This is a genomic window from Streptomyces sp. CA-249302 (genome assembly GCF_050936785.1).
Taxonomy (GTDB): domain Bacteria; phylum Actinomycetota; class Actinomycetes; order Streptomycetales; family Streptomycetaceae; genus Streptomyces.
In genome coordinates this window covers 6,451,566-6,478,520 of sequence record NZ_JBNJMG010000001.1, presented here as the reverse complement: position 1 = coordinate 6,478,520, position 26,955 = coordinate 6,451,566, and the positions used below count along the sequence as shown (strand labels likewise).

The following is a 26,955-nucleotide window of genomic DNA, read 5'->3' as shown; positions in this document are numbered from 1 at the left end:
GTTGAGAACGGGTGTGGTCTACCGGAACCGGAACGCCTTCATCAGCCTCAGACTGCGGCTCATGAAAGCCGCGTACTTCTCGTCGTCCATCCCCAGCGCGGGCGCCATCGGGAGCAGGCGCTGCTGGGCCACCGTCTGGGCCTCCGTGTACTTGAGGATGCCCTCCGAGCCGTGGCGGCGGCCGAGGCCGGAGTCCTTCATGCCGCCCATCGGGGACTGGACGCTGCCGTAGGCGGAGGCGTAGCCCTCGTTGACGTTGACCGTGCCGGCGCGGACGCGGGAGGCGACCTCGCGGCCCCGCTTGCCGTCCTTCGTCCAGACCGACGAGTTCAGGCCGTACGGCGTCGAGTTGGCGTGCTCGACGGCCTCGTCGTCGGTCTTGAAGCGGTAGATGGAGACGACCGGGCCGAAGGTCTCCTCGGAGCAGACGGACATCGGCTCGGTGACGCCGTCGAGGATGGTCGGCTCGAAGAAGTACGGGCCGACGTCCGGACGGGCGACCCCGCCGGCGATCACCTTCGCGCCCTTGGCGACCGCCTCGTCGACGTGCCGGGTGACCGTCTCCAGTTGCCGCTCCCCCACCAGCGAGCCCATGTCGGCGCCGTAGGAGAGGGAGGTGCCGAGCCGCATCGCCTTGGTGCGGGCGGCGAAGCGCTCCAGGAAGGCGTCGGCGATCGACTCGTGGACGTACAACCGCTCGATGGAGATGCAGAGTTGGCCCGCGGAGGAGAAGCAGGCGCGGACCGCGCCGGCGGCGGCCTTCTCGAGGTCTGCGTCGTCGAGGACGAGCATGGCGTTCTTGCCGCCGAGTTCGAGGGAGACGCCGACCAGGCGGGCGGCGGCGCCCTGGGCGACCTCGCGGCCGGTGCGGGTGGAGCCGGTGAAGGAGACGTAGTCGGCGTGCTTGACGACCTCGGGGCCGACGACCGGGCCCTCGCCGAGGACGACCTGGAAGACGTCGGCGGGCAGGCCTGCCTCGATGAGGAGGTCACGCGCCCACAGGGCGGTCAGGCAGGTCTCGGTGTCGGGCTTCATGACGACCGCGTTGCCCGCGACGAAGGCCGGGATGGCGTCGCCGACCGAGAGTTCCAGGGGGTAGTTCCAGGGGGCGATCTGGCCGACCACACCGCGCGGGTGGCGCAGCTCGGTGACCTTCGTCAGCGTCGGCATGGCGCCCGCGTGCCGCTTGGGCCGCAGATAGGCGGCGGCCCTGCGGCCGTAGTGGCGGGCGGCGACCGCGACGGCCTGGACCTCCTCGTGGGCGTGCAGGCGGGCCTTGCCGGTCTCCAGCTGGATCAGGTCGAGGACCTCGGCCTGGCGCTCCAGGATCAGGTCGTGGAAGCGGAGCAGGACGGCCGCGCGCTGCCGTACCGGCGTCCGCTCCCAGACGGCCTGCGCCTTGCGGGCCGCGTCGAAGGCCTTGGCCACGTCCTCGGGGGTGGACTCGGGCAGGTCGGCCAGCTTCTCGCCGGTGAACGGGGTGTGGTTAGCGGTGCGCCCGGAGCCGACCACGCCCTTGGTGAGCTGGGCGACCAGCTCGGGGGTGACCACGTCGGCGGCGGTGCGGGCGCCTTCGGGGGCGGGGGCGAGGGGGTTGGTGCCGGCCTTGGTCTCGGCATGCGCTTCCGTCATGAGGCGCAGGGTATTCCGGCACGGAGGCTTTGGGTACCCGTCGGTAACGCGGCTTCACCGAGTGCACACACGACGCCAGTGGTCACTGGCAAGGTTTGCGCTGATCAGGGCGTTGGCCGGGGCCGACGGGCGCGGTTCAGCCCTTCTCGATCACAAGCCGGTCACGCGCGCCCTTGAAGAGTGCCGTGCCCGTCTTCTCGTCCGGCGTTCCCTTGGGCATGTCCACGCGCAGTTCGTACAGGCGGTCGTCGTCGGTGCGGACGAACAGCTGAAGGACGCGGGTACGGGTGTCGTCCGGGCCGTAGGTGGTGTCGGCGAGGACGGCCCCGTAGCCGTGGAAGCCGGTGGTGGTGAACTGGCTGCCGGCCTCACCTGGCTCCGCCAGCCCCTTCGCGGACTGCCTCGCCTTGTCCATGGGCGAGGCCGGCGCCTTGTCCCACTGGGTGAACTGGATCCGGAAGGGTCCGCCCGTGTAGAGCACGGCGCGGGGCTGGTTCTCGCCGTCGCCCCGGCTCTGGTACCGCGTGTACTGGCCGGGCAGGGAGAGGACGGCCCGCATGCCCTTCTCCCGGTGGGCGATCCAGGCACCGGCGGTGGGGCTCGCGCCGGCCGCGGGAGCCGAGCGGTAGGTGGCGGTGTGTTCGGTGACGCCGCCGGCGTTGCCGAAGTGGGAGACCGCCAGCCAGGTTCCACCGGCGACGAGGATGCCGAGCGCGGCGACGAGGGCGGGGCGGCGGCGAAGGGCGGGGCGTTCGGGCCGGGCGGTGGACGCGGTCGGGTCCGGCCGTGCGGACTCCGCACCCAGCCGGACCGTGCCGACGTCGTCCCCCAACTCCCTTAACGGGGCAGGACTCTGGGTCTCCGTCACCCCTGTGTCCGGTACCGGCCACCCCTCCGCCACCGCCTCCAGCACGGCCCCGCACTCCTCCGCGCCGGGCCGCCGCTCGGGCTCCTTCACCAGCAGCCGCGCGATCAACGGCCCGAGCGGACCGGCCTGTTTCGGCTCGGGCGGATCCGCGGCGATGACGGCCGCAAGGGTGGACTCCACCGTCGTACGCCGGAAGGGGGAAGCTCCTTCTACGGCCGCGTAGAGCAGGACGCCCAGGGACCACAGGTCGGACGCCGGACCGGCACTCCGCCCCGACATCCGTTCCGGTGCGACGAACTCCAGGGAGCCGACGAACTCCCCGCTGACGGTGAGGGATTCCTCGCCCTGGACGTGGGCGATGCCGAAGTCGGTGAGGACGACGCGGCCGTGGGTACCGAGGAGGACGTTGGCGGGCTTCACGTCGCGGTGGACGATCCCGACGGTGTGCGCGGCGTGCAGGGCGCCGAGCACGGCGAGGCCGATGCGGGCGACCTCCGGGGCGTCGACCGGCCCGCGCCGGAGCATCTCGTGCAGGGACTCGCCGCGGACCAACTCCATGACGATCCAAGGGAGTCCGTCCTCGTCCACGACCACGTCGTGGATGGAGACGGCGGCCGGATGGTCGACCCGGGCGGCGGCGCGGGCCTCGCGGTGGAGGCGGTGGGCGGCCCGCTTGCGGTGCTCGTCCTCCGGGTCGCCGGGGAGCCGCGGCTGCTTGACGGCGACGTCCCGGCCGACGAGTTCGTCGTACGCCTGCCAGACGGTGCCCATCCCGCCCGAGCCGATGCGCTCGGTAAGCCGGTAGCGCCCGCCGAGCAATCGACCCTCGCCCGTATGTTCGCTGCCAGCACTCATGCCCCATCAGTACCGTGCGGAACGGGGACTTGTCGACGCGGCGCCGGTGCTACGGCGCCCAGTTGGCGAAGGCGAGCTTCCCGCTGTCGCGCCGCACCTCCACCACCCCCGAGCCGCCGAAGTGCGCCGGGATCACCAACTCACCCTGATCCGCGGCCCGTTCCAGGACCCGGCCACGACTGGCGGCCGCCCGCGCCGGGTCCAGGCAGAAGCAGCTGCTGCACTCGGGGTGCGGGATCTGGACCGGGCTGTGCAGCAAGTCGCCCACGAACACGGCCTGTTCGCCTCGGGAGGCGAGGCGAAGGACCGAGGAGCCGGGAGTGTGGCCCGGCGCGGACTCCAGGGTGAGGTGGTCGTCGATACGGTGCTCGTCGTCCCACAACACGGCCTGCCCGGACCGGTGCACGGGCGCGATGCTGTCCTCGTAGGTCAGCTTGTCGTCGGGGCGGACACCTCCGCCGTATCCGCCGTCCGGCCCGAAGTGGTGGTCGTCGGCGGCCGGGAGGAGGTAGGTGGCGTTGGGGAAGGCGGGTGCCCAACCGCCGTTCACGTCATGGGTGTTCCAGCCGACGTGATCGCCGTGGATGTGGGTGTTGACCACGACGTCCACGTCCTCGGGGCGGACGCCGGCCCGCTCCAGGCGGTTGAGGAGACCGTCTCCCTGCTGCTGGTGGAAGAGCGGATTGCTCGGCCGCTCCCGCCCGTGGCCCACACCGGTGTCCACCAGCACGGTCCGTCCGCCGCTGCGCAGCACCCAGGTCTGCAGGGCGACCACGGCCCGGTCGCCGCCGGGCTCCCAGTGGTCCGGGACCAGCGCCTCCCGGCCGCCCTCCCAGACCTCGGGCCCGACGCCCGGCACGAGGTCGCGGGCGGGGGCGTAGGGCGCCTGCCACTCGAGGATCCGGAGGACCTGGACGTCTCCGATCACGAAGCTCTGTGCGTTGTCATCAGCCATGCTCCGAACACTAGAAGCGCAGTGGTGAGCATTCCAATGCCCGCTTGGCTCAGTTCGATACGCTTACGTCTCATGGACGTGGTGAGCGACGCGATCTCCGCCGTACGCATCGGGCAGCCCTCATCGAACCGGCTGCGGGTCGGCGGGACCTGGTGCACGCGGCTGGCGCCATACGAGGGTGCCGGATTCCATGTGGTGCTGGCAGGCGGCTGCCGGCTGGTGCCCGACGGGGGCGGTGAGCCGGTGACGCTGGGCGCCGGGGACGTCGTACTGCTGCCGCACGGGGCGGGGCATGTACTGGCGGACGGGCCCGGCGACACGGCGCGGGCGGTGCCGTTCGAGGAGATGACGCGACCGCCGGACGATGGCACCGGGCGGGAGGTGGAGCTGCTGTGCGGGAAGTACCGGCTGGACCACAGCCGCGTGCACCCGCTGCTGGCGGAGCTGCCGCAGGTCGTCCATCTGCCGAACCGGGTCGGCGCGCACCCCGAACTCCGGTCCGCCGTGGACTTGTTGGCGCGTGAACTGGACGAGCGCCGGCCGGGCTCCTGCCTGGCCCTTCCCAGCCTCCTCGACCTGCTGCTGATCTACATGGTGCGGGCGTGGATGACCGAGTCGGCGACCGGCTCCTGGCCGACGGTCCTGAGCGACCCGGTGACGACGGCGGCCCTGCGCGCCCTGCACTCGGACCCGGCCGCGCCCTGGACCAACGACCGGCTGGCGGCGGAGGCGGGCGTGTCCCGGGCGACGCTGGCCCGCCGCTTCACGTCACTCGTCGGCCGACCGCCGATGGCCTACCTGACCTGGTGGCGGCTGACCCTGGCGGCGACGCGGCTGCGGGACACGGACGCCCCGCTGGCGACGGTGGCCAGGGAGGCGGGGTACGGGACGCCGTATGCGCTGTCGCACGCGTTCAGCCGGGAGTTCGGGGTGACGCCGGGGCGGTTCAGAGCTGGTGGATCTTCCAGTTCGCGATGACCTTCGCGGCGATCTGACGGCCCTCGTCCGTGAAGTAGCCCTTGGCCGGGTAGTCGATCCACAGGCGGTACATGTCGCCGTTGTCGGCCCGGTAGTAGCGGACCTGGGCCTCGCGCCGCTGCTCGTCGTCGGTGGACGTGTAGGTGAGGGTGTTCTCGGCGGCCTTGTGGCCCTCGTAGGTGGTCTCCTTCGGCTCGCCCTTCGGGACCGGTGTGTCGGCGATGCCCCAGGAGTACTCGCCGTCCTTGAGCGTCGCCCACTCCGCGAAGGCCCGGGCCGCCGCGGTGTCCTGGATCTCGTTGCTCTTGTCGTCCTTCTTGATGTCCCGGTCGACGGTGAGCCAGACCGCGCCGCTCGGGTCCGTGTAGGTCACGCTCGTGTCGTCCGTCTCGGTGGTCGGCTTGGTCACCACGAAGGCCGCGGGCATGCCGACGCTGGAGCCGATCTTCGTGCCGAGGTCCTTGGTCTGCCAGCCGTCCGGCAGCGTGCCCGCGAAGGGATCGGCGATCAGCAGATACGCCGCCAGGGCCGCCGCGACCACGCCCGCACCGATGCCGAGCCAGGCCTTGCGGCCGAGGGTGACCCCTCGTCGTACCACCTGGACGACCTGCGTGGGCGCCGGCGCCGGTGGATTCGCCGTCTCCGCGAGCAGGGCCCTGACCTGGGCCGCGTTCGGTCTGTGGGCCGGATCCTTCTGGAGCAGGCCGGTGATCACCTGGGCGAGCGGGCCCGGCGCCGAAGCCGGTGTCGTGGGCGTGGAGTTGAGGACCGACTGGAGGGTGGCCGCGGTGTTGCTGCGGCGGAACGGGGAGACGCCCTCCGTCGCCGCGTAGAGGACGACGCCGAGGGACCACAGGTCCGAGGCCGGGCCGGGGCGCTGGCCCAACACCCGTTCCGGGGCGATGTATTCGGGTGAGCCGACGAAGTTGCCGGTGTCCGTCAGGTTCGTCTCGCCCTCGATCTGGGCGATGCCGAAGTCGGTGAGGACAACGCGGTCGTGGCGGCCGAGGAGGACGTTGTCGGGCTTGACGTCCCGGTGCAGGATGCCCGCCGCGTGCGCGGCCTCCAGCGCGCCGAGCACCTCCAGGCCGACGCGCGCCGCCTCGCGCGCGCCCAGCGTGCCCTCCTGGAGCGCGCTGCCCAGCGAACGGCCCTGCACCAGCTCCATGACGATCCACGGCTGACCGTCGACCACGGCCACGTCGTGGACGTTCACGACAGCCGGGTGGTCGAGGCGGGCAGCGGCGCGCGCCTCGCGGCGCATCCGCTCGAAGACGTTGGCGCGTTCGCGTTCGGGAAGGTGATCCGGGATGCGCGGCTCTTTCACGGCGACCTCGCGGTCGACGGTCTCGTCCTTGGCCCGCCACACCGTGCCCATACCGCCGTGCCCGAGCTTCGACAGCAGCCGGTAACGGCCCGCGATCAGCCGCCCGGCACCCGGGTCCGGCGGCTGCGCGGACTGGGCCGGCACCGCGTACGGGTTGTCGGGGACCGGTACGGCGGCCGCCTGCGGGTTCGGCGGTTGCAGAGCGAAACTCGTCGTCTCGTCGGATCCCTGAGGGGCTCCCCCGTTGCTGCTCATGCACTCATCCTTATCGCGACAGCCGCCCCCGGATCCACCGGGAACGCTTTCCGGTCACAGACCCGTGACCCAGCCTGCCGCTTATCTCCCCTATGTTCCGGTGAACGTGTCGACGGCGACGTCGAAGTACTCCTTCGCCTCCCGCACCTTCCCGACCGGCGCCAACACCCACACGTCGTACATCCGGCCGTCCGCCTCCCAGCACAGGTCGTAGGTGTGCCGGGGGCCCTCCGCCGTGCTGAAGCCGTTCCAGGTGAACTCCCAGAGCGCGGCGGGGTGTCCGTCCTGGGTCGTCGAGGTGACCCGGCCGTCGTGGTAACCGGGGTTGGAGTCCGGCCCCGCGGCCGCCGAGCGCCGCATCACCGCGAGCGGGCCGTCCGGATCGGGATCGGCGAGCTTGATACCGAGGCGGAAGGTCTCCCCCGGCGACATGTAGAAGACGCGCTCGCCCTGCGGTTTGCGGGTGAAGTCCTCCGGTACGGCGAGGGAGAAGCCGGCCGGGTCGTCGGCGACGCGGTAGCCGGAGGGGGCGGAGGGGCGGGTCGCGGTGGCCGACGGGGTGGGGGTGGGACTCGGGGTGGGGCTGGCAGTCGGGGTGGGGCTCGGGCTGCCGGACGACGGAGACCGCGGCGCGCTGATGGACGTGCCCGTCCCGGAACTCGTCGGCCCCCCGTCCCCTCCGCCCCCGTCCCGGTTCATCAGCAGCGCCGCCGCGGACACGCCCGCCCCGGCCGTCGCGGCGACCAGCAGCGCGGCCACCAGTACGCCCCGGGTGGAGCGGCGGGTCTCAACCGTGGGCGAGGGCGCGGGAGTCGGCGCCGGCGGGCGCGGCACGTCCCGCTGGGTCGGGGTGTAGCCGGCCGGCGGCTGCGGGGTGCGGCCGGTGTCGCGGAAGGCGCGCAGCATCCGCTCGGCCTGCGCCGCGTCCAGCCGCCGGTCCGGATCGCGCTCCAGCAGCCCTCGTACGACGGGCAGCAGCGGCTCGGCCTGCGCGGGCGGGCGGATCTCGTCGAAGACCACGGCGTGCAGGATGCCGCCCAACGAGTCGCGCCGGAACGGGGATTCACCGCTCAGGGCCGTGCAGAGCAGCGCACCGAGCGACCACAGGTCGGACTCCGGCCCGGTGCGGGCCCCCGACATCCGCTCGGGCGCGGTGTACTCGGGCGAGCCGACGAAGGAACCGGTCTCGGTGAGCGTCGTGGCGCCCGCGACCTGGGCGATGCCGAAGTCGGTGAGCACGACCCGGTCGGAGCCGGACTCCAGCAGGACGTTGGCCGGTTTGATGTCCCGGTGCAGAACACCGGCATCGTGCGCGGTGCGCAGCGCGCTCAGCAGGCCGATGCCGATCCGGGCGACCTCGGCCGCGTCGATCGGCCCGCGCGCGGAGATACGGTCGGCGAGCGAGCCGCCGTCGATCAACTCCATGACGATGTACGGGCGTTCGTCGTGCTCGACGACATCATGTACGACGATGATGTGCGGGTGCCGCAGCTGGGCCACCGCCCGCGCCTCACGCAGCGTCCGGTCGCGCTGGCGCCGGGACTCCTCCTCGGAGAGGGCGTCGTCGAGGTCGAGGGGGATCTCCTTGACCGCCACCTGCCGGCCCAGCAACTCGTCGGTCGCCCGCCACACCACGCCCATACCGCCACGGCCCAGCCGCGACTCAAGCCGATACCGGCCCGCGATCACACGGACGCCTGCCCCCTCGGTCCCCATGCGCCCCATCATGCCGCACCGGAGAGACGGGCTCCGGGACGGCGACCGGCCAACCGCACGGACGGCCCGCACAGCCCACCCGCATGGAACGGCACCTCAAACGGTCAATGCCGGAGCCGGCGTCAGCGAGTCCACCGACTTGCCGAGCTCCGACTGGCACGCGTTGTTGCTGGCCGCCTCGCCTACGAAGATCCGGGAGCAGCCGTGTCGGCACACACCAGTGGCCCGGTGGCGCGCGACGGCTCCTGGGAGCCCGTGAGCTCGGCCAGTTCGTCGGGTGCTTAACCAGGTCGGACCGGACGGCCAAGGTCGATCATTTTCGGCCACATCTCGCCTCAAAACGTGCACAAAACTCCGCAAATCATCTAGCCATATGCACTCTATAGCGCAAAGAGGGTGTCCAGAATCATGCTGTCTTGTGAATCACGAGAAGCTTTATCTTTTCCTTATGAGAAACACATTGAAGCGCCTCTCCATCACGAGCGTCGCGGCCGTGGCAATATTCGCTACGACCACGGTGACCAATGCCAGCGCAGCGAGCGGCGGAGCCGCGTGCTCGGTGACCGGCGCCTCGGGGAGTCTCACGTTTACCAACTGGACAAGCCACTACGTAGATATCAGCGGTTGGGTCAAGGACACCGCTGCTGATGGTCACCATGTGGCCATTCGACTGGTATCCATAGACGACCACACTGGATGGGTAACGGAGTGGCCCTGGCATTCCGAATACGACGGAAAGGGAGCGACCACCTCCTTCAGCACTTACGCATCACCCTCCGGCGATGATCTCGACGCCATCGGCGCACAAGTGGCGGTGATAGAAGGGAGCACGATAGTCCGCGTTTGCGAGGACTACGCCTGAGCCCTCCGCGCAATAACCTGCCGCAGCTACGATTCAGCTGGATGACATTGAGGCACGAAATCAAATAGTTCTAGCCAAAGTCGGAACTTCCTGGGTGCGAACGATGAAATTGACGCCGACCGGTTGCTAGGAGTCGGCCTCGAATCGTTGAGTATCGGCCCACGCGATTTTCGGGTGGGCCGATACGCGACCGCGTCCCGTGAAGTTGTTGTCCGTGTAGGTCACGCTGTTCTCGGGCGATTCGCTGCCATGGAACGACTTTTGGTTGCATCCTGACTGCTTGAAGGCCCTCCAGAAGTCCGTTGAGGAAGCCGACCAGCGGCACTCGCCCGAAGCCGGCCCTGCGGCCATCGAGTTAAAGACACACCAACAGGGTCACCGGGGGCGTTACTGCGGCTGACCCGCTCCGGTCCACTCGGATCACCCCTCCTGGAAGCCCCGCAGGATCCAGTCGTACTGCTTTCTGGTGGTGGCCCAGTCGTCGGCCGGCGAGGCCGCGTAGATGGCGTACTCGGTGCCGTCAGTCTCCATGTACGCTACGTCGATCGCGCGATAGGGCCCCGGGAAGTAGTGCGGCGGATCCTTGGCCAGTGCGTTCCACGTGTACTCCCAGCGGACGCCCGGCTGGTCGCGGAAAAGCTCCTCCTTCAGGCTCAACCGCTTGTAGTCCTGCAGCCGCGCTGAGACTCGTTTGTCCAGGTCGGTCATGTGCTCATACGAGGTGCTGAAGTCAGGTGCCGTGTCGACGGCGACCCGTACGAGATGCTTGCCCTTGTCCGGCGAGTAGTCGACCTGCCGTAGGCCGTCCTGGTCGATGGAGACGGACCGCTTCCACCCCTTGGGCAGAGAGATGCTGAAGCCCAGCGGGTCGTTGTGCCGCTCCCAACCAGTGGGAACCGCCCCCTGACCACTCTCGTCGCTCGGCGTGGCACTGGCGCTCGAAGTCGACGATGCAGAGGGGGAGTCGGAGGGGCTGCCCGTGCCGAACTGCTGAAGCGCGACCGCGGCACCTCCGCCGACGATCGCGGCGAGGGTGATCGCGAGGAGCGCGGTGCGCAGACGCCGACGTTTCTTCGGCGTGGGGACGGGGGTGGGTGCGGTGCCCGAGGGGTAGCCCGGGCCCGTGGGATGCCCCGGGCCGCCCATGCCGGTCGGACCGACCGCCGTCGGCCCGGTCACCGGCGGGTACGGCGTCGCGGAGCCGCTCTGCGGCCCCGTACCACCGAAACCGCCCGTACCGGTGTGCCCGGTGGTGCTGCTCCCGGTCCCCGTGTCGTAGCGGGGGCCGCCGTACTGCGTCGGCACATACGCCTGCGCCGAATGCGAGCGACGTCCCTCGGCCGCCTCGGCGAGCATGTGCTCGGCCTCGGTGACGTCGGGCCGGGCGGCGGGGTCCTTGGCCAGCAGCGCGCCGAGGACGGGGCCGAGCGGGCCGGCGTACTGCGGGGCGGCGGCATCCTCCTCGACGACCGCCTGCATCGTGGTCAGCGGCGAGGTGCGGCGGAACGGCGACCTGCCCTCCACCGCCGTGTACAGGGTCGCGCCGAGCGCCCACAGGTCAGAGGCGGGGCCCGGGTCGTGGCCGCGGACCCGCTCGGGGGCGAGGTAGTCGACCGAGCCGACGACCTCGCCGGTGCGGGTGATCGTCGTATCGCCCTCGATCTGGGCGATACCGAAGTCGGTGAGCAGCACCCGGCCGTCATGGCCGATGAGAACGTTGCCGGGCTTCACATCGCGGTGCAGGACCCCGGCGGAGTGCGCGGCGCGCAGCGCCCGCAGCACCCACAGGCCGATCCGGGCGGCCTCGGCGGGCTCGATGCGCCCGCGTTCCTTGACGGCGTCGGCGAGCGAGTGGCCCTCGACGAGCTCCATGACGATCCACGGCCGCCCGTCGTGTTCCAGCACGTCATGGACGGTGACCACGGCGGAGTGGTTGATGCGCGCGGCGGCGCGCGCCTCGGCACGCGTGCGTGCGAGCAGCCGCTCCTGGTCGCTCTCCGAGACGTAGAGCGCGGCGGTCAACTCCTTGATCGCGACGGCCCGGTGCAGCACCTCGTCGTGTGCGCGCCACACGCGGCCCATGCCGCCGCTGCCGATGGAGTCGGCGAGCCGGTAGCGGCCCGCGACAAGCTGGCCCTGCATCTGATTCACGTTGCCCCGCAATGGTCTTGACAGGGTCAGACTAAGGACCGGCCCCCGTCCATGGAACCAGGGGGGTCCCAAGGAGACAGCACTGTGACGGTTGTCGCTCCCGGGGTGTGACTGTCAGCCGGTGTATGTGTACGTCGCGTAAGCCTGCTCGTACAGCTTCGTCACCTCGTCCCGCTGGGATTCCGGACCACGTACCTGTACGACGTGGTACCGCCCGTCGATCAGGATCGCGAGGTTGCGCACGTACAGGTCGCGCCCGCTGCCGTCGGTCCAGGTGAACTGTCCCTCGGCCATGGTCCGCGTCCCCACCGTGATGGTCCGCAGCCCGGTCGCGGTGGCCCAGCTGGAGCTGCGGTACGGCTGGAGCTCGTGCTCCGAGTTCCGCTGGTACGCCATCGGGTCGCTGCCGTAGGTGACGGCGCCGTCCCGCCCCGGCACGACGATCAGCTCGAAGTCGCCCTTGGAGTAGACGACCTGGTTCCAGCTGTTCTTGTCGGCCCGCGACCAGCCCTTGGCCACGGCCACCCGGAAACCCTCGGGGTCCGTGCGCAGGGTGAACCCGGCGCCGACGTCGGGGTCGGTGGTCTGCGTCTCGTTGGCACCGGTCGACTTGGACGGGCTGGGACTGCTCGAGGCCTTGGGCGAGGACTGGTCGGGCTGCGGCTTGCTGCCCGCGCCGCCCTGATCGGACTGCTCCGGCACGGGACTGGCCTCCCCGGCGGCACCGGTCCTGTCACCCGTGCCCGCGCCGCTGTCCTCCCCCGCCTTCGGCATGAAGAGCATCGCGTACGCGATCGCGCCGGCCAGCAGAAGCAGGATCAGCACGAGCAGGGTCCGGCCCAGCTTGCGCGGCGAACCCGCCTGCTCCTTGGCCCGCTTGTGCCGACCGTGCGGGGTGGTCGCGGGCAGCCCGGCCTTCCGCCGCCGCACGAGCTCGCCGCGCCGTCGTATCACGGGCAACCGGCTGGCATCGGCGGGCGGCGCGGCGACGACATGCGCCCCGGCGTCGGGCTCGGGCGCCGACCGCACGAGCGACCGCAGCCAGCCCCTGACCTCCTCGAAGTCCAGCCGCTCGGTCGGATCCTGCCGCAGCAGCGACTCGACGACCGGCCTGAGTGGCCCGCACTCCTCCGCGAAGGCGGGCGGCTCGGCACACACCATCTGCACGAGCTCGGCGGTCGACTCCTCGGGATACGGCGCGTGCCCCTGCACGGCCCTGAAGAGCAGGGCCCCGAGCGCCCACAGATCCGTCGCGGGCCCGATCGGCGCCGCCAACTGCCAGTTCTCATGCACAGGCCCGGCCTGCTCCGGCGCCCACCGCTCGGTCACGGGCCCGACAACAGCCATCCGAGCCTGCCGAGCACGCTCGGCGGCGAGCGCGGTGGCGGGACCACGGGTGGGAGCGGGGGTACCGGCGACCAAGTCGTCCCAGCGGGTGGGGGGTTGGGGTGCGGAGGAGGCTTCGAGAGCCGGCGGGTGGTGGGCGTTGGGGTGGGGGACGTTGGGGTGGGGGGCTTCGAAACCCTTGGGCATACGGCTGCTTGGGGCGGGGGTGCCGTAGGCGGAGGCCCGGTCGGCGACGGGTCCACCTGAGGCGAAGCCCGATGCCGGGTCGGCCAGGGGTCCACCCGAGCCGTAGGCGGACGTCGGGTCGGCCAGGGGCTCGCCGTAGCCGGGGGTGGGCGTACCGGTTGCGGAGGTGCCGCCCATGCCGGGGGCGGGGAGGCCGGGGGTGGGAGTCCCACCGAAGCCGGGGGACGGAACGCCCGTCGGGGGTGCCGTGTCCAGGTCTGCGGGCCCGCTGCCCGGGGCTCCCGCGGACGTGGCGCCGTTCCCGGTGCCGCCGCGCGGGGTCGCCCCGTGCCAGGAGGTGCCGGACACGCCGTAGGGGTCGGCGATCTGTCCCGGCGGCGCGGTGCTGGTGCGGGCGTCCTGGACGCCTTCGCCGGGGGTGTACGGCTGTGCCGTGCCGTTGCCGGTCGGGGCGACGCCGCCCGCACCGGCCGGATACGGCTGCAGCGCCGAGCCGTTGGCGGTCGAGCCGCCGCTCTCGGGTGCCGGCCGCGCACCCGGCAGTGCCGCCCGCCCGTTCTGCGCCTCCTGCACCCTGGCCGCGGCCCGGGCGCCCGCCCGATACGCGGCGATGGCCCCGGCCCGCGCCGCCCTGACGTCCCCGCCACTCGCAAGCGCCTTGGGCGCAACCGCTCCCGCCCCACCGCTCCCGTTACCGGCGTCCGCCTCCGCACTCGGCAACCCACCGGCCGAACGCGCCCGGATGGCAGCACTCCGAGCAGCCACTGGATCAACACCGCCGGGGGCTACGTAACCCTGCGCGCCGGCCGGACCGCCGGGCCCACCACCGGCTACGTTCCCGCCACGCCCGTCACGGCCACCGGCCGCACCGCCGACGCCACCGCCCGCATGTCCCCCGGGCCCGCCCGTCGTACCGCCGCCACCACTGCCGCCGTACCCGCCGCCCCCACCAGGACCACCGGACACGCCACCGCGCCCGCCGCCGCCAGGGCCACGGAACGTATCGCCGGCACCGCTCCCCCCTAGCCCCCCGTCCCCAGACCCGTCACCACTCCCGACTCCGACCCCGAGCCCACCGTCACCCTCCGGCGCCGGCACCGGGTCGTACCCGCACAGTGCCTCCTCCGCCGCGCCGACCGCCAGGCCCGTCAGCATCACGCGGCCGTCGTCGCAGACCAGCACCGTGCGGGCGGTGATGTTCCGGTGCACCCAGCCATGCGCGTGCAGCACCCGCAACGCCATCAGCACGTCGGACGCGACCTCGGCCGCCCGGTACGGCGTCAGTGGCTTCTCCGTGAGCAGTGCAGAAAGCGGCCGCGCCGCGACCGCCTCGCTCACGATCCACAGCGACCCGCCCTCGGCGAACACGTCGAAGACCTGGTCGAGCCGCGGATGGTCGGGTATTCGCGCCGCGGCCTGCGCCGCCTCGACCGCCCGCCGCACGGCGGGATCCGTCGGCCGCCGGTACCCGGCGCGCTGCGACGAACGCCGCGCCCCCCGCTCCCGGGGCTCACGCGCCGTGAACCCGTCGGGCAGCCCCTCCGCGTCGAGCACCTCCGCCTCGACGACCTCCGGCAACGGCACCTGCCGGACGAGGACTTCCTGCCCGCTGTACGTGTCGAAGGCCCGGGTCTCGGTGAGTTCGTACTCGTCGGAGGGCGGCAACGGCAGGCGGTAGCGGTCGGCGAGAACCCGACCCGCGTAGTCGTCCACATTGCCTCCCTCGGCCGCCCGGTCGGTCAATTCCGTTCGCCTTGTGCCCCGTTCCGGACGCATACCCGGATGCGTACGGTCCGCAAGCCTTCACGATACGTGCCGGAGGCAACCTGCAAAGAGCGGATGCCGGATCTCACGCCTCAAACACGCACAGTTACTTCGACGACTCGGGCTCGAACGTGCTCGCGAGCGTCTTCCACGTGTCCTTACGGAGTTCGGTGCCCCAGTTCGCGGCTTTCGCCGTGTACATCAGCGCATACCCGAGTTGACTGTTGACGACGAACCCCCGGTCGATGGTCCGGTACTTGGTCCCGCTCTCCACATAGGTGAACTCCCAGTCGGCCGTGTTCCAACCGCGGTAGTCCACCTCCTCTATTCGGATCTTCTGGTACTGCGAGCGCGTCATGTAGCGCTCCTGGTTCTTCCAGTCGGCCACCGGGTCGCCCTTGGGCGTGGTGGTCCAGGCGACCAGCAGCTTCTGCCCGTCGGGCCCGGTGAACCGGTCCCCCGAGGCTCCCGTCGTCTCGTACTTCCACCCCTTGGGAAGCCCGATCGAATACCCCTGCCCGCCCTTGTACGTCTTCTCGACCGCGTTGCCCCCGGACGAACCGTCCGTTCCCGCAGCGCTGCCGCCGGACGCGGACGGGCTGTTGCTCGGCGTGCCCGCGCCCGCCGCGGCCCCCGCGGACGCCGTGGAGCTCTCGTCCGCCTGGGTCCCGTCGCTCTTGTCCTCCTTGGTGTCCGCACTGGCCGACGAACTGGCGACGGCCTTGCCGCCACCGCCCTTCGCCCCGTCGGAGTCCTTGCTGTCGTCCCCACCGAGCGTGATCGCCAGCACGGTCCCGAGCACCGCCAGCACGAGGACCACCGCGATGATCACCAAGGTCCGCTTCGGCACCACATCGGTGATCGGCGCCCGCGGCACGGGCCGCGGCGGCAGATCCGGCAGATCCGGCGGCGTCATCTTCGGCCACCCCGAACTCGCCCCGCCCGCGGCCCCCTTGGCAGAGGCCGACGAAGACGAGGAGCCCGAGGCTCCCGAGGAGGAAGGCGCGGGAGAAGGAGTCACGGCGGCCGAAGACGCGGGAGACGAAGACACGGAGGAGGACGAGGAGCCGGCCGAAGCCTTGGCCCCCGAGGCCGCCGAAGTACCCGCCGATGCGACCGACCCCGACTTACCGGACCTGGCCGGCGGAACGGTCGGCGCCGACGCCGCAGCCGAAACCGCACCCGCCGCCGAAGCAGAGCCCTCCACAGCACCGGAAGCCACGGAACCAGAAGCCGCAGACCCCGAAGCCGGAGCCCCCGAACCCGCCGCCCGCGCCGCCTTACCACCGGAACCGGCCTCTACCCCAGTGCCAGTCCCGGTCCCGGCCCCAGTCCCGTCGGACGCAGTCCCGCCCGAAGCACTCCCGCCGCCCGCCGAACCCGCCTTACCGCCGCCCGACTTACCCCGCGCCGCAGCAGCCGACCCGGCCGCCGACCCCGCCGCCACAGCGGCCTTCCGCACGGAACGCAGCGCCCCGCGCAGCTTCTCCGCCGCCTCCTCGCCCCGCTTGCCACCGGAGCCGCCCGAACTCCCCTTGCCCGCAGGCCCGTCGGGCCGCGTCGGGATCGGCACGACCCTGGTCGCGTCCGCCGGCGGCTCCGGCTCGGCCTCCTTCGGCTCGGGCGCGTGGATCACGGCGTTGAACATCGCCCGCGCACCCGCGTCGTCCAGCCGCTTCGCCGGGTCCTTGGTGAGCAGCCCGTAGATGACGTTCTTCAGCGGCCCCGCGTTCTTCGGCTCCTCCAGCGGCTCCGTCATCACCGCGGTCAGCGTCGCGATCGCGGACCCCTTGTCGTACGGCGGCACGCCCTCGACCGCCGCGTACAGCAGGCCGCCGAGCGACCAGAGGTCGGCCGCGGGGCCCGGCTTGTGCCCGCGGGCCCGCTCCGGGGAGATGTAGGAGGGCGCGCCGACGAGCATGCCGGTCGAGGTGATGGACGGGTCGCCCTCGACCTGGGCGATACCGAAGTCGGTGAGCACGACTCGCTCGGTGTCGCTCTCCAGCAGCACGTTGGACGGCTTCACGTCACGGTGCAGGATGCCCTCGCGGTGCGCCGAACGCAGCACGTCGAGTATCGCCAGCCCCACCTCGGCCGCCCGCCTGGGCTCCAGCAGGCCGTCCTCCCGGATGACCTCGGCCAGCGACTTGCCCTCGACGAGCTCCATCACGATCCAGGGCCGGTCGTCCTCCTCGACCACGTCGAAGACCGTCACCGCGCTGTTGTTGCGGATCCGCGCGATCGCCTTGGCCTCGCGCAGCGTCCGTGTGATCAGCCGACGTTTCTCGTCCTCGTCGATGTTCGACGGGAACCGCAGCTCCTTGACGGCGACCGTCCGGCCCAGCGTCTCGTCCTCGGCCCGCCACACCGTGCCCATGCCGCCGCGGCCGAGCACCCCTCCCAGCCGGTACCGCCCGGCGAGAAGACGCTCGTTGTTGTCCTGACGAGTGTCCTGACGGGATGTCCCCGCCCGCTCCGCCTCCGACATGCGTCCCCTCATACAACCCGCCCTGACAGAGCCTCCATTGTCCCTCACCCGACAAGTGCCCGACGCCTAGGGTGCCCCTGTTCGCGCACAAGGTCCCGGACACCGGTTCGAGAGCACCCCGGCCGCCCCCAAGCCGACGAACGGACCCGCACAACTGCCTCAAAGCCCCCTCTCAGCCACCGCCCTCGGACTCGGCCCGCACAGCTCCGCCCTGCATCATGGCCCGCGACGAGGAAGGACCCCCACGATGCCGCCGCTGAGGACACTCCTGGCCGTACCGGTGTCCCTGGCACTCCTCGCCGTGGCCCCGGTCGCCTCCACAACGCCGCCGACACCGGCCCCGGCCGCCGCCACCACATCCCCGGCCCTGGCCACGGCTCCAGCCACGGACGCGGACGCGGCCACGGACGCGATCCTCCCGCTCCTGCTCACCCAGGGCCACGCCCCCGCCGCCGCCCTGCTCACCCGCGAGGAATCCGGCAGCGCCGGGCAGCCCGGCACCTTCGAGGCGTCCAGCGCCGTCGGCCCCAGCGTGCAGACCCGCACCGTCAGCACCCACTACGCCCAGGCAGGCCAGGGCATCGCCCGCGCCGACCACTTCCGCGCCGGCAGCATCACGAAGACCTTCATCGCGACGGTCGTCCTCCAACTGGCCGCCGAACACCGCCTGTCGCTCGACGACACCGTCGACCAGCACCTGCCCGGCCTGGTCCGCGGCGCCGGCAACGACGGCCGCACGATGACCCTGCGCGCCCTGCTCACCCACACCAGCGGCCTGAACGACTTCACCATCGACACCAAGGGCGTCGTCCCCCTCTCCCCTCTTCAGGCCGTACGCATCGCGCTCACCCACCCCCCGGCCGGCCCTGGCCGCTACTACTACTCGAACACCGACTACGTCCTGCTCGGCATGGTCATCCAGCAGGTCACCGGCGACTCCTACGCCGCCGAGGCCGAGCGGCGCATCATCGCTCCACTGGGTCTGACGGGCACCTCCTTCCCTGGTTCCCGCATTTCTCTCCCCTCCCCGCACGGCCGCGCCTACGCCGCCGACGGAACCGACGTCACCGAACTCGACCCGCGGGTGGCCGGGGCCGCGGGCGAGCTGGTGAGCACCCTCGCCGACCTGGACCGCTTCTACGCGGCGCTGCTCGGCGGTGAGCTGCTGCCCCCGCGCCGGCTGCGCGAGATGCTCGACACCCGTACCGCACACGGCCTGTACGGCATGGGCCTGTTTCCGGAGAAGCTGTCGTGCGGAGTCACGGTGTGGGGGCACAACGGCCGTATCAACGGCAGCTACGTGCGCACCGCGGCCACCGTGGACGGCCGTCGTGTCCTCACCTTCCGGGTGAACACGACGGCGATCGCAGACCCCGACCTCGAACCGGCCCTGCTCGCCGCCGAGTTCTGCCCCCGCACCTCGTAGAACGACCCGGTTCCGAACGAAGATTCCGCTTCACGACACCCGTTCGAGTGAACCGACGGACCACTGGACCCCTGGAGCACAGACCCGACCACAACCGCCGCCCGGGCCCGCCCCGGCCGGCCGCCACCCCACCACGGCGCCTACAGCGGCACGATGTCCGGCGCCCCCAACCGCGCCGCGTCCGCCGTCAGGTCATCGGGCTGCCGCTGCGACTCCCGCTCGGCCTCCACCCGCTTCTCGTAGTGCTCGACCTCGCGCTCGATGTGGTCCTTGTCCCAGCCCAGCACCGGCGCCATCAGCTCGGCGGCCTCACGGGCGCTGCGCGTACCCCGGTCGAAGGTCTCGATGGAGATCCGGGTGCGCCGGGTCAGCACGTCGTCCAGGTGCCGGGCGCCCTCGTGCGAGGCGGCGTACACGACCTCGGCGCGCAGATAGTCGTCGGCGGCCTGCAGCGGCTCCCCCAGGGACGAGTCGGAGGCGATGAGGTCGAGGACCTCCTCCGCCATCGAGCCGTAACGGTTCAGCAGATGCTCCACGCGGGCCACATGCAGGCCGGTCCGCGCCGCGATCCGCGCCCGCGCGTTCCACAGCGCCCGGTACCCCTCGGCGCCCAGCAGCGGCACGTCCTCGGTCACGCACTCGGCGACGCGCAGGTCGAGCCCGTGCACCGCCTCGTCCACCGCGTCCTTGGCCATCACCCGGTACGTCGTGTACTTGCCGCCCGCCACGACGACCAGCCCCGGCACCGGATGCGCCACGGTGTGCTCGCGCGACAGCTTGCTGGTGGCGTCCGACTCGCCGGCCAGCAGCGGCCGCAGCCCGGCGTACACACCCTGCACGTCGTCCCGGGTCAGCGGCACCGCGAGCACCGAGTTCACATGCTCCAGCAGGTAGTCGATGTCCGCGCTGGACGCGGCCGGGTGCGCCTTGTCGAGGTCCCAGCCGGTGTCGGTGGTGCCGACGATCCAGTGCCGCCCCCAGGGGATGACGAAGAGCACCGACTTCTCGGTGCGCAGGATGAGCCCTGTCGAGGAGTTGATGCGGTCCTTCGGTACGACCAGGTGGATGCCCTTGGACGCCTTGACGTGGAACTGCCCGCGCTCGCCCACCATCGCCTGCGTGTCGTCGGTCCACACGCCCGTCGCGTTGACGACCTGCTTGGCGCGGATCTCGTACTCGCCGCCCGCCTCGACGTCCTGCACACGCGCGCCCACCACCCGCTCGCCCTCGCGCAGGAAGCCCGTCACCCGCGCACGGTTGGCGACCTTCGCGCCGTACGCCGCCGCCGTACGCACCAGCGTGGCCACATACCGCGCGTCGTCCATCTGGGCGTCGTAGTACTGCAAAGCCCCGACCAGCGCGTCCTTCTTCAAGGCGGGCGCCACCCGGAGGGCGTGACGGCGGCTCAGGTGACGGTGTGTCGGCAGGCCCCGCCCATGCCCGCGGGCCATCGACATGGCGTCGTAGAGCGCGACGCCCGAACCGGCGTACAGCCGCTCCCAGCCCTGGTGCTGGAGCGGATAGAGGAACGGCACCGGCTTCACCAGATGCGGGGCGAGCCGCTCCAGCAGCAGCCCGCGCTCCTTCAACGCCTCGCGTACGAGGGCGAAGTCGAGCATCTCCAGATAGCGCAGGCCGCCGTGGATCAGCTTGCTGGACCTGCTGGAGGTGCCCGAAGCCCAGTCGCGCGCCTCCACAAGGCCGGTGGCCAGACCGCGTGTCACGGCGTCCAGGGCGGTGCCCGCGCCGACCACGCCGCCGCCCACCACCAGCACGTCCAGCTCGCGCTCGGCCATTCCCGCCAGTGCCTCGGCGCGCTGCGCCGGCCCCAGTGTCGCTGTCCTCACCGCTGCCTCCTGCTTATCGGTAGCGCCGGCCGCACCCGTCGGGCGAAGCCCGTTCCCTCTCCCCCATGCCCAAATTCTGACCGGGTTGCCCGACTTCAGCCACCACTCACCCCCAGCCTGTGGACAACACTCACGGAAACTCGACGAACCAATCCCGCAAATCGGTCATATTTACTCCTAGTCTGACATTGCGCTCGCTCATTCTGTCCACAGGGCTTGCGCACCTGTCCCGCTTCGGTTATTGGGAAGGACGGCCCAACGCCATGCCCGCAGATCTCGCCGTCATCGGCCTCGGCCCGTTCGGCCTGCCCCTCGCCCAGGCGGCCGTCGCCGCCGGCATCCCCACCGTCGGCTACAAGACCGGCCCCGAACCCGGCTCGCTGAGCGCCGCCGACCTGCGCCGGATGCTCTCGGCGGGCTTCCGGCACGCCACCGGCCCGGCCGAACTCGGCCGCGTCCGCACCGCCGTCATCTGCGCGCCCACCCCGCGCGGCGCCGACGGCGGCCTCGACCTCACCCAGGTGGAGTCGGCCGCCCGCACCCTCGCCGCCCACCTGCGCCCGCACACCACCGTCATCCTCGAATCGCCGGTCCCGCCGGGCACCACCGAGGACCTCCTGCGCCCGATCCTCGAAGAGGGCTCCCGCCTCCGCGCGGGCCGCGACTTCCACCTCGCCTACTCCCCCAGCCGCGTCGACCCCGGCAACCGCGACTTCACCCCCGCCAACACCCCCAAGGTGATCGGCGGTCTGACCCCCGCCTGCACCGAGTCGGCCGCGGCCTTCTACTCGCGCCTCACCGACAAGGTGGTACGCGCGCGTGGACCGCGCGAAGCGGAGACGGTGCAGCTCCTGGAGACCAACTTCCGGCACGTCAACATCGCCCTCGTCAACGAGATGGCCGTCCTCTGCCACGACCTCGGCGTCGACCTCTGGGACGTCGTCCGCTGCGCGGAGACCAAGCCCTTCGGCTTCCACGCCTTCCGCCCCGGCCCCGGCGTCGGCGGCCACGCCCTCCCCCAGGACCTGACCGGCCCCGCCGGCCGCACCCTGCGCATGGTCGAACTGGCCCAGCAGGTCAACAGCCAGATGCCTCGTTACGTCGTCCAGCGCGCCGCCACCCTGCTGAACGAGCACGGCAAGTCGGCCCGCGCCGCCCGCGTCCTCCTCCTCGGCGTGACCTACAAGCCCGACCTCGCCGACCAACAGGCCACCCCGGCGCGCGAGATCGCGGTCCGCCTGATGGAGCTCGGCGCCCAGGTCAGCTACCACGACCCGCACGTCCCGTCCTGGAACGTCCTGGACCGCCCGGTCCCGCGCGCCGACTCCCTCTACGAGGCGGCGGCCGACGCCGACCTGACGATCCTGCTCCAGCACCACCGCACGTACGACCTCCAGGGTCTGTCGGTGAAGGCCCAACTGCTGCTGGACACAAGGGGAACGACACCTACCGGTGCGGCCCACCGTCTCTGACGCCCCACTGCCGTCAAATTCGCTGGTGGCACTGTCACACCCACCTGTTAATCTCCCCTCACTCGTCGCACACTCGTGCGCGCGCATCTGAGCTTCACCATTCCGCTCGTTCCATCCCGTGGGGGGATCTCTGTCATGACCCAGTCAGCTCCGCAGCCGCAGCCGCAGCCCCAGCCGGTCGACGGCAACCCGTACGCCCAGGCCGCCGACGGCGCCCCGGACGCCCAGCAGCCGGGCGCCGCCGTACCGCCGCCTCCGGTGCCCGGTGTGCCGTACGCCCCCGTCGCTCCCGCCCCGGCGAAGAACAACGTCGGCCTGGGTCTGGGCGCGGCCCTCGTCGCCGCCGTGGTCGCCGCCGGCGTCTACGGCGCGATCATCGGCCTGACCAAGCACGAGATCGGCTGGGCGGCGGTCGGCGTCGGCTTCCTCGTCGGCCTCGCCGCGGGCCGCGTCGGCGGCCGCAACCCGATCCTGCCGGTCGCGAGCGCTGTCCTGTCCCTCGGCTCCGTCTACATCGGCCAGCTGGTCGGCGAGGCGATGATCGGCGCCAAGGAGACCTCGCTCAGCTTCACCGAGGTCTTCTTCCAGCACTTCGACGTCGTCCAGGAGGCCTGGAAGGCGGACGCCGACCCGCTGACGTTCGTGTTCTTCGCGATCGCCGCGTACGTCGCCTTCACGGGTGCCAGGAAGGCGGCGCTCTGACGCTGCCGGTGCGCGGCGGAGGGGCGGCGCGTCGGTGGTGAAGGGGGGCGCGCGGGTGCGTCGGGCTCCGGGGCTGGTGGCATGGGGGGCGCGGCGCGGGTACCTAACGGAGACAGGTGGAGCCCGCCGCCGTTGGCCGCTGTGACAGGCTCCTGATGGTTTACCGGTGTCCACCCCTAGTCCTTATAGGGGTGGACGCTCACCATCCGAAAATCCGCAAGATCCACCTCCTCCGGCACTTCACCGTCCATTAGCCCGGTAGACGGTCCGTCGGAAATCGGGCCGGGCCCCGAGGAGCGGGGTCCGGAACCAAATCCTTGGAAGGGGGCGCTCCAGCAACCTGGGGCGCTGATACGGACGTTACCGCCCTCGATCCCGCTGACCAGGCCGTTTCCACCCCGAATACAACCGCACGCCCCCACACCACCCCACGCGCCCCGCACAGGCCCCAGGCACACGGAGGGGGCCGGTCACCCATCAAGTGACCGGCCCCCTTCCCGCCGTAACCCCTACCGCTTGTGCTGCGAGTCCGCCACCGTCACCTCGACGCGCTGGAACTCCTTCAGCTCGCTGTACCCGGTCGTGGCCATCGCCCGCCGCAGTGCGCCGAAGAGGTTCATCGAGCCGTCGGGGGTGTGCGAGGGGCCCGTCAGGACCTCCTCGATCGTGCCGACCGTGCCGAGGTCGACCTTCTTGCCGCGCGGCAGCTCGTCGTTGACCGCTTCCATGCCCCAGTGGTGGCCCTTGCCGGGCGCGTCGGTCGCGCGGGCGAGCGGGGAGCCCATCATCACGGCGTCGGCGCCGCAGGCGATCGCCTTGGGGAGGTCGCCGGACCAGCCCACGCCACCGTCGGCGATCACGTGCACGTACCGGCCGCCGGACTCGTCCATGTAGTCACGCCGGGCCGCCGCCACATCCGCGACCGCCGTGGCCATCGGGACCTGGATGCCGAGCACGTTCCGCGTCGTGTGCGCCGCGCCGCCGCCGAAGCCGACCAGGACGCCGGCCGCGCCGGTGCGCATCAGGTGCAGGGCCGCCGTGTACGTGGCGCAGCCGCCGACGATCACCGGGACGTCGAGCTCGTAGATGAACTGCTTCAGGTTCAGCGGCTCGTGCGAGCCGGAGACGTGCTCCGCCGAGACCGTCGTACCGCGAATGACGAAGATGTCGACGCCGGCGTCCACGACCGCCTTGGAGAACTGCGCCGTGCGCTGCGGGGAGAGCGCGGCGGCCGTGACCACGCCGGAGTCGCGCACCTCCTTGATGCGCGCGCCGATCAGCTCCTCCTTGATGGGGGCGGAGTAGATCTCCTGGAGGCGCCGGGTCGCCGTCTCGGCGTCGAGGCCGACGATCTCGTCGAGCAGCGGCTGCGGGTCCTCGTACCGCGTCCAGAGGCCTTCGAGGTTCAGGACGCCGAGGCCGCCGAGCTCGCCGATGCGGATCGCGGTGGCCGGGGAGACGACCGAGTCCATGGGGGCGGCCAGGAAGGGCAGCTCGAAGCGGTAGGCGTCGATCTGCCAGGCGATCGAGACCTCCTTCGGGTCCCGCGTACGGCGGCTGGGGACGACGGCGATGTCGTCGAAGGCGTACGCCCGCCGCCCGCGCTTGCCGCGCCCGATCTCGATCTCAGTCACGTCTGTGGCCTTTCCCTGATGCGTTCAGCGTCTACCAGTATCGCCGACGGGTACGACAAGGGCGGCCCCGGATCCCTCCGGGGCCGCCCTTCGTAAGGCCTGTCGCCTACTTGCTGCTGTAGTTCGGCGCCTCGACCGTCATCTGGATGTCGTGCGGGTGGCTCTCCTTGAGGCCCGCGGAAGTGATGCGGACGAAGCGGCCCTTTGACTCCATCTCGTCGATGGTGGCCGCGCCGACGTAGCCCATGGTCTGGCGCAGACCGCCGACGAGCTGGTGCAGGACGCTGGACAGCGGGCCGCGGTAGGGCACCTGGCCCTCGATGCCCTCGGGCACGAGCTTGTCGTCGGAGCCGACCTCGGCCTGGAAGTAGCGGTCCTTCGAGTACGACTTCGCCTGGCCCCGGGACTGCATGGCGCCGAGCGAGCCCATGCCGCGGTACGACTTGAACTGCTTGCCGTTGATGAACTGCAGCTCGCCGGGCGACTCCTCGCAGCCGGCCAGGAGGCTGCCCAGCATCACGGTGTCGGCGCCGGCCGCAAGGGCCTTGCCGATGTCGCCGGAGTACTGGAGGCCGCCGTCGCCGATGAGCGGGATGCCGGCCGGGCGGGCGGCCAGGGAGGCCTCGTAGATCGCGGTGACCTGCGGGACGCCGATGCCGGCGACGACACGGGTCGTACAGATGGAGCCGGGTCCGACACCGACCTTGATGCCGTCGACACCGGCGTCGATGAGGGCCTGCGCGCCGTCGCGGGTGGCGACGTTGCCGCCGATCACGTCGACGGACACGCCCGACTTGATCTTCGACATCCAGCTGAGGGCGTTGCTGTTGTGGCCGTGCGAGGTGTCGACGACCAGGAAGTCCACGCCGGCCTCGGCGAGCGCCTGGGCGCGCTCCAGGGCCTCGGGGCTGGCGCCGACGGCGGCACCGACGAGCAGGCGGCCCTCGGCGTCCTTGGCGGCGTTCGGGTACTTCTCGGCCTTGACGAAGTCCTTGACGGTGATCAGGCCCTTGAGGACACCGGCGTCGTCGACCAGCGGAAGCTTCTCGATCTTGTGCTTGCGCAGCAGCTCCATGGCGTCCACGCCGGAGATGCCGACCTTGCCGGTGACCAGCGGCATCGGCGTCATGACCTCACGCACCTGGCGGCTGCGGTCGGACTCGAAGGCCATGTCGCGGTTGGTGACGATGCCGAGCAGCTTGCCGGCCGGGTCGGTGACGGGGACACCGCTGATGCGGAACTTGGCGCACAGCGCGTCCGCGTCGGCGAGCGTGGCCTCCGGGTGCACCGTGATGGGGTCGGTGACCATGCCGGACTCGGACCGCTTGACCAGGTCGACCTGGTTGACCTGGTCCTCGACGGAGAGGTTGCGGTGCAGCACACCGACGCCACCGAGGCGGGCCATCGCGATGGCCATACGGGACTCGGTCACCTTGTCCATCGCCGCCGAGAGCAGCGGGATGTTGACCCGGACGTTGCGGGAGATGCGGGACGAGGTGTCGACCGCGTTGGGGAGCACCTCGGATGCGCCCGGCAGCAGCAGCACGTCGTCGTAGGTCAGCCCGAGTGTCGCGAATTTTCCGGGCACTCCGTCGACGTTTGCAGTCATGACACCTTCCCCAAATGGCCTTGATCGGTGCGGATGTCCATGCTAACGGGAAGCGCACCTCTCTCATTCCACGGTTGTGGATGACCAGGGGCTTCGTATGTTCGTACGGAATCGAAACGGAGCCTGTTCAAGGAAGGCGCTGACGGCCGCTGACGGCCGCTGACGGCAAAAGGGTCACTGCTCCGCGAGCGCCCGCAGCCGGCTCAGCGCCCGGTGCTGGGCCACCCGAACCGCGCCGGGTGACATTCCCAACATCTGGCCCGTCTCCTCGGCGGTCAGCCCGACGGCGATGCGCAGCAGCAACAGCTCCCGCTGGTTCTCCGGCAGGTTGGCCAGCAGTTTCTTGGCCCATTCGGCGTCGCTGCTGAGCAGCGCGCGCTCCTCCGGGCCGAGCGAGTCGTCCGGCCGCTCCGGCATCTCGTCGGACGGCACCGCTGTCGACCCCGGGTGCCGCATCGCCGCCCGCTGAAGGTCCGCGACCTTGTGCGCGGCGATGGCGAACACGAACGCCTCGAAGGGCCGTCCGGTGTCCCGGTAGCGCGGCAGCGCGAGCAGGACGGCGACACAGACCTCCTGTGCGAGGTCCTCCACGAAGTGCCGGGCGTCGCCCGGCAGCCGGGACAGACGGGTGCGGCAGTACCGCAGTGCCAGGGGGTGGACATGGGCGAGCAGGTCATGCGTGGCCTGCTCGTCCCCGTCGACGGCGCGATGGACGAGTGCACCGATCGCCCCTGCGGCCCCGGCCGCCTCGTCGTCGCGCATCGGTCCATGGTGCCTTGCGGCATTGGGGTCCGTGGCACCGCGTCCGATGTTGTGCACCGAAGCGTTATGAGCAGGTGCGCCGGAACTCATCCCTTGCGCCCTCCCCTTCCGCTCGACCG

17 protein-coding genes are annotated in these 26,955 nt (G+C 71.4%); 5 read left to right on the top strand and 12 right to left on the bottom strand.

Annotated elements, in window-relative coordinates:
* Nucleotides 1-18 precede the first annotated feature (18 nt).
* The 3 genes from ACQEWB_RS29285 to ACQEWB_RS29275 form a co-directional block, all read right to left on the bottom strand.
* Nucleotides 19-1,632, bottom strand: a complete 1,614-nt coding sequence (locus ACQEWB_RS29285; RefSeq protein ID WP_432836130.1) for a succinic semialdehyde dehydrogenase — start codon at nt 1,630-1,632, stop codon at nt 19-21.
* Between the two features lie 136 nt (nt 1,633-1,768).
* A complete protein-coding gene (locus ACQEWB_RS29280; RefSeq protein ID WP_432836128.1) occupies nt 1,769-3,355 on the bottom strand; it encodes a serine/threonine-protein kinase in 1,587 nt (528 codons plus the stop codon).
* Nucleotides 3,356-3,404: 49 nt separating this feature from the next.
* A complete protein-coding gene (locus tag ACQEWB_RS29275) occupies nt 3,405-4,310 on the bottom strand; it encodes an MBL fold metallo-hydrolase (protein ID WP_432836126.1) in 906 nt (301 codons plus the stop codon).
* Nucleotides 4,311-4,382: 72 nt separating this feature from the next.
* Between ACQEWB_RS29275 and ACQEWB_RS29270 the strand changes: the two genes are divergently transcribed.
* Nucleotides 4,383-5,288 (top strand): AraC family transcriptional regulator, encoded by a 906-nt coding sequence (locus tag ACQEWB_RS29270; protein ID WP_432836124.1) that lies wholly within the window; start codon nt 4,383-4,385, stop codon nt 5,286-5,288.
* Here ACQEWB_RS29270 and ACQEWB_RS29265 read toward each other — a convergent pair.
* Together ACQEWB_RS29265 and ACQEWB_RS29260 are read right to left on the bottom strand one after the other, a co-directional pair.
* The gene (locus ACQEWB_RS29265; protein WP_432836122.1) at nt 5,257-6,870 is read right to left on the bottom strand and encodes a serine/threonine-protein kinase; all 1,614 of its coding nucleotides are present in this window, start codon (nt 6,868-6,870) and stop codon (nt 5,257-5,259) included. The two genes, ACQEWB_RS29270 and ACQEWB_RS29265, sit on opposite strands and share 32 nt — an antisense overlap.
* A 90-nt stretch (nt 6,871-6,960) precedes the next feature.
* A complete protein-coding gene (locus ACQEWB_RS29260; RefSeq protein WP_432836120.1) occupies nt 6,961-8,586 on the bottom strand; it encodes a serine/threonine-protein kinase in 1,626 nt (541 codons plus the stop codon).
* Nucleotides 8,587-9,004: 418 nt separating this feature from the next.
* Between ACQEWB_RS29260 and ACQEWB_RS29255 the strand changes: the two genes are divergently transcribed.
* Entirely contained in the window at nt 9,005-9,448 is a 444-nt protein-coding gene (locus ACQEWB_RS29255) for a hypothetical protein (protein WP_432836118.1), read from the top strand.
* A 420-nt stretch (nt 9,449-9,868) separates the two neighbouring features.
* Here ACQEWB_RS29255 and ACQEWB_RS29250 read toward each other — a convergent pair whose 3' ends face one another.
* The 3 genes from ACQEWB_RS29250 to ACQEWB_RS29240 all read right to left on the bottom strand — a co-directional run bounded on the left by ACQEWB_RS29250 (nt 9,869) and on the right by ACQEWB_RS29240 (nt 17,384).
* Nucleotides 9,869-11,590, bottom strand: a complete 1,722-nt coding sequence (locus ACQEWB_RS29250; RefSeq protein WP_432836116.1) for a serine/threonine-protein kinase — start codon at nt 11,588-11,590, stop codon at nt 9,869-9,871.
* 123 nt (nt 11,591-11,713) lie between these two features.
* On the bottom strand, nt 11,714-14,845 hold the full coding sequence (locus ACQEWB_RS29245; RefSeq protein WP_432836113.1) for a protein kinase: 3,132 nt from the start codon (nt 14,843-14,845) through the stop codon (nt 11,714-11,716).
* 157 nt (nt 14,846-15,002) lie between these two features.
* On the bottom strand, nt 15,003-17,384 hold the full coding sequence (locus ACQEWB_RS29240; RefSeq protein ID WP_432836111.1) for a serine/threonine-protein kinase: 2,382 nt from the start codon (nt 17,382-17,384) through the stop codon (nt 15,003-15,005).
* A gap of 247 nt (nt 17,385-17,631) precedes the next feature.
* Here ACQEWB_RS29240 and ACQEWB_RS29235 point away from each other — a divergent pair, with 247 nt between their 5' ends.
* The gene (locus ACQEWB_RS29235) at nt 17,632-18,810 is read left to right on the top strand and encodes a serine hydrolase domain-containing protein (RefSeq protein WP_432836109.1); all 1,179 of its coding nucleotides are present in this window, start codon (nt 17,632-17,634) and stop codon (nt 18,808-18,810) included.
* Nucleotides 18,811-18,950: 140 nt separating this feature from the next.
* Here the strand turns inward: ACQEWB_RS29235 and ACQEWB_RS29230 are convergent, their stop codons facing one another.
* Nucleotides 18,951-20,657 carry a glycerol-3-phosphate dehydrogenase/oxidase gene (locus ACQEWB_RS29230; protein WP_432836107.1) on the bottom strand — a complete coding sequence of 569 codons (1,707 nt, stop codon included), beginning with the start codon at nt 20,655-20,657 and terminating at the stop codon, nt 18,951-18,953.
* 263 nt (nt 20,658-20,920) lie between these two features.
* Between ACQEWB_RS29230 and ACQEWB_RS29225 the strand changes: the two genes are divergently transcribed.
* Together ACQEWB_RS29225 and ACQEWB_RS29220 are read left to right on the top strand one after the other, a co-directional pair.
* Nucleotides 20,921-22,129, top strand: a complete 1,209-nt coding sequence (locus tag ACQEWB_RS29225; protein WP_432836105.1) for a nucleotide sugar dehydrogenase — start codon at nt 20,921-20,923, stop codon at nt 22,127-22,129.
* A gap of 135 nt (nt 22,130-22,264) precedes the next feature.
* Nucleotides 22,265-22,831: a hypothetical protein gene (locus ACQEWB_RS29220; RefSeq protein ID WP_432836103.1), complete on the top strand. Its 567-nt coding sequence runs from the start codon at nt 22,265-22,267 to the stop codon at nt 22,829-22,831.
* A gap of 509 nt (nt 22,832-23,340) precedes the next feature.
* Here ACQEWB_RS29220 and ACQEWB_RS29215 read toward each other — a convergent pair.
* From ACQEWB_RS29215 to ACQEWB_RS29205, 3 genes are all read right to left on the bottom strand, one after another.
* Nucleotides 23,341-24,465: a GuaB3 family IMP dehydrogenase-related protein gene (locus tag ACQEWB_RS29215; RefSeq protein ID WP_432836101.1), complete on the bottom strand. Its 1,125-nt coding sequence runs from the start codon at nt 24,463-24,465 to the stop codon at nt 23,341-23,343.
* 106 nt (nt 24,466-24,571) lie between these two features.
* Nucleotides 24,572-26,074, bottom strand: coding sequence for an IMP dehydrogenase (gene guaB, locus ACQEWB_RS29210; protein ID WP_432836099.1), 1,503 nt, complete (start codon nt 26,072-26,074; stop codon nt 24,572-24,574).
* 174 nt (nt 26,075-26,248) lie between these two features.
* Nucleotides 26,249-26,836 carry a sigma-70 family RNA polymerase sigma factor gene (locus ACQEWB_RS29205; protein WP_356342397.1) on the bottom strand — a complete coding sequence of 196 codons (588 nt, stop codon included), beginning with the start codon at nt 26,834-26,836 and terminating at the stop codon, nt 26,249-26,251.
* Between the last annotated feature and the right edge of the window lie 119 nt (nt 26,837-26,955).